This is a genomic window from Vibrio sp. 10N.261.52.A1 (genome assembly GCF_002876325.1).
GTDB lineage: Bacteria > Pseudomonadota > Gammaproteobacteria > Enterobacterales > Vibrionaceae > Vibrio > Vibrio chagasii.
This window is the reverse complement of record NZ_MCYD01001293.1, coordinates 1-2545: the sequence shown is the minus strand read 5'-3', so window position 1 is coordinate 2545 and position 2545 is coordinate 1. Positions and strand designations below refer to the sequence as shown.

Below are 2545 nucleotides of genomic sequence, written 5' to 3'. Positions count from 1 at the left end.
CCTAAAACTCGACAACGTATTGAAGAGCTTCTAGAAGAGCGTGAACTGGCCAAACTGTTAGAGCTTTAATTTAGCCCTGCGTTGATAACAAGCGATAGATAAGCAATGCCACTGCCTCTTTGCAGTGGCATTTTTGTTTAACCATCAAGTACCCGTGAACTAGTCGTTTCGACCTGAGCAAAATCCACACACTAAGTAATTGTTCCCATTACATTGTCATACATACCCATACATACCTAAATTTCACTTTTCATTATCATCGCAACCTTGATGTTTATGAGTGTAAAGAACGTAAAACCCACGCGAATGTGTCGGGGGATGCTTCTTCTTTTGAGGTGATTATGAATGTAGTTCGTATGGGAATTGACGCAAATGTCCATAAAAACAAGGGCAAGTACAAGGCGATAGCTAAGTTTACAATTCGAGCATTGTTTTATTACTCAGATACGAAAAAAATGAATGAGAATTTCAACTCTGATGAGAGAAAACTCTTGTTTAAAAAACAACCAAACTTCCTATCTAAGTTTGTCACTCCCTACCTATGTAATGGCTTTAGCAAAAAGCAGAAAATCGAAATTTTATCAAAGCATTACGATTGGTTTGAAAATACGTTCAACACTCCAGCTCGACACAATATTTACAACGAAAGAATCAACCTTTTAGAGCTAGAAATTGATGAACAAACTTACTTACTGAACCTCAGCTTTGAGCGCAATTCAAGAAAAGAAGGTGAGCTAACGCTGTCTCTGACTGATTCACAATTGAATAAGATGTACACCCTATCATTTTCTGTCTTTAACAATGATATCTACATCGGTGGTGTTCAGGGTGGAGCCAACGATAACGGGTTCAGCCGAGCGTTCACCAAAGCTTTTTACGGCTTAAGACCTAAATCATTCATCGTCGAAACACTAAGACTGATGGCTGCAGACCTGGGTATCACGCACATTTACGCAGTAAACGAAGCGAGCCATGTATCAAACTCACTCCGCTATGGAAAGAAAAGCAAAGACATCAACCTAAAATATGATGAGCTTTGGGAAGAGCATAACGGAGCACAACATAACAAGTGCTTTTACGTGTTGCCTTTACGCGCAACAAGAAAGGATCTTGAGCCGCTTAAACGCCAAAAACGAAAGCTATACCGCCAACGTTACGCTTGGCTGGACCAATATGAAGAAGATCTCAGAGCCGCTATTAACCCTCACCTGCAAGCTCCTATCACGTTAAACGTAGATTTAGCGAAAGTAAGTTGAGAGAGTGTAAACTCGCCACACCTTCTTAACATCCGCAAATAAGTGACTTGTGACACAGAAAAGCCTCGTATTCACGGGGCTTTTTAACACTGTTCCCATAATCCACCCCTCACTAATTAACGCATTTCCAAAGTCCTGCATCTTAAATCTAGAGCGAAAAACAGGATAAGAAGCAAGTTCAAAAGCAATAGCTTTTTGACCATCAAGAAGAGTTATACTGATAACATTATATCAACAAAACCACAACTTATGAGTGTTGCGTTGCATATCTTTTAAATAGAAGGACAATTCATATTGCAAGAGAGTCCTATTTGTAGGATGAACTTCATCTAAGTAAGCACAAAAATTACAGCACTAAACGGATGTTCCCTGTATGAAGTTTGAATCAGTAAGGTCTATTGCGCTAAGCCTGTTCAATAAGCACGCTTGGTTGGCACTCTCTTTTGCGAGCATACACCAACTCTCTATCGCAATCTCTGTTTACGCATCCGTTCAAATCATCTACGAAGTCAACAGTGTTGGCTTCGACAGTGTTGATTTCAAACTATGGGCCGTTGTTTACTTGACGTGTATGGTACTGCCTTATTGTGTCTCATATTTCAGTGATATGTCTCGGGAGGCGTGGTTGTGCTCTGCACTGAATGACTTTTGGTCTGCTGCCACAACGATCTACGGTTCGTGCACCAACAAAACCGACACCGATAACATCAAAGGTATTCTGGTCTCTCAAGGTAAAGAGACCATCATTAGCTTTATTGGTTATTCATTTCATTCTATCTCTGCACTACTGAATTTCAGCTTAAGCTTGTTAGTGATTAGTGTGGTTTTAGATTATCGGTTTGCTCTCTCAATCCTGGTCAGCGCACTCTTTATTGCTGCCTACAAGGTCTACATATCCAAAACAATGGAGTGGCTATCAGAGACTCGAAATACTCAAGGCTCAATCCTTACTAAGAAATTATCAGCCATCCATGAAAACTATCATCACGGCTCGTCTATTAATCGTGATAGTTTTCAGAGTGATACACGTCTGAGTACCGAGACGTATCTTTCATCTCGAATGAGAGAGGCCCGCAGTAAATACGCTGCGATGCTGCTCACTTCTTTATTCTCGCTCCTACCGACCACTTCTTTGGTCGTATTTTTGCTATTTTCACCTCAAATAGACGCAGCGATTAAACTGGGGATTGTAGTAAACCTGACTCGTATCTACCATTTGCTTGCTTCGGCCAACGAATTAGTATCGATTATCATCCTGCTACCTAATATAAAAGGGCAGCTTAGGCTAC

At 40.7% G+C, this 2545-nt stretch carries 2 protein-coding genes; both read left to right on the top strand.

The features are described 5' to 3' along the window. Positions 1-341: 341 nt before the first annotated feature. Positions 342-1256 carry a VirK/YbjX family protein gene (locus tag BCT81_RS27010; protein WP_102426459.1) on the top strand — a complete coding sequence of 305 codons (915 nt, stop codon included), beginning with the start codon at positions 342-344 and terminating at the stop codon, positions 1254-1256. A gap of 373 nt (positions 1257-1629) precedes the next feature. Then, the coding region (locus tag BCT81_RS27005; protein ID WP_102426458.1) for a hypothetical protein at positions 1630-2545 on the top strand (916 nt) is incomplete at its 3' end.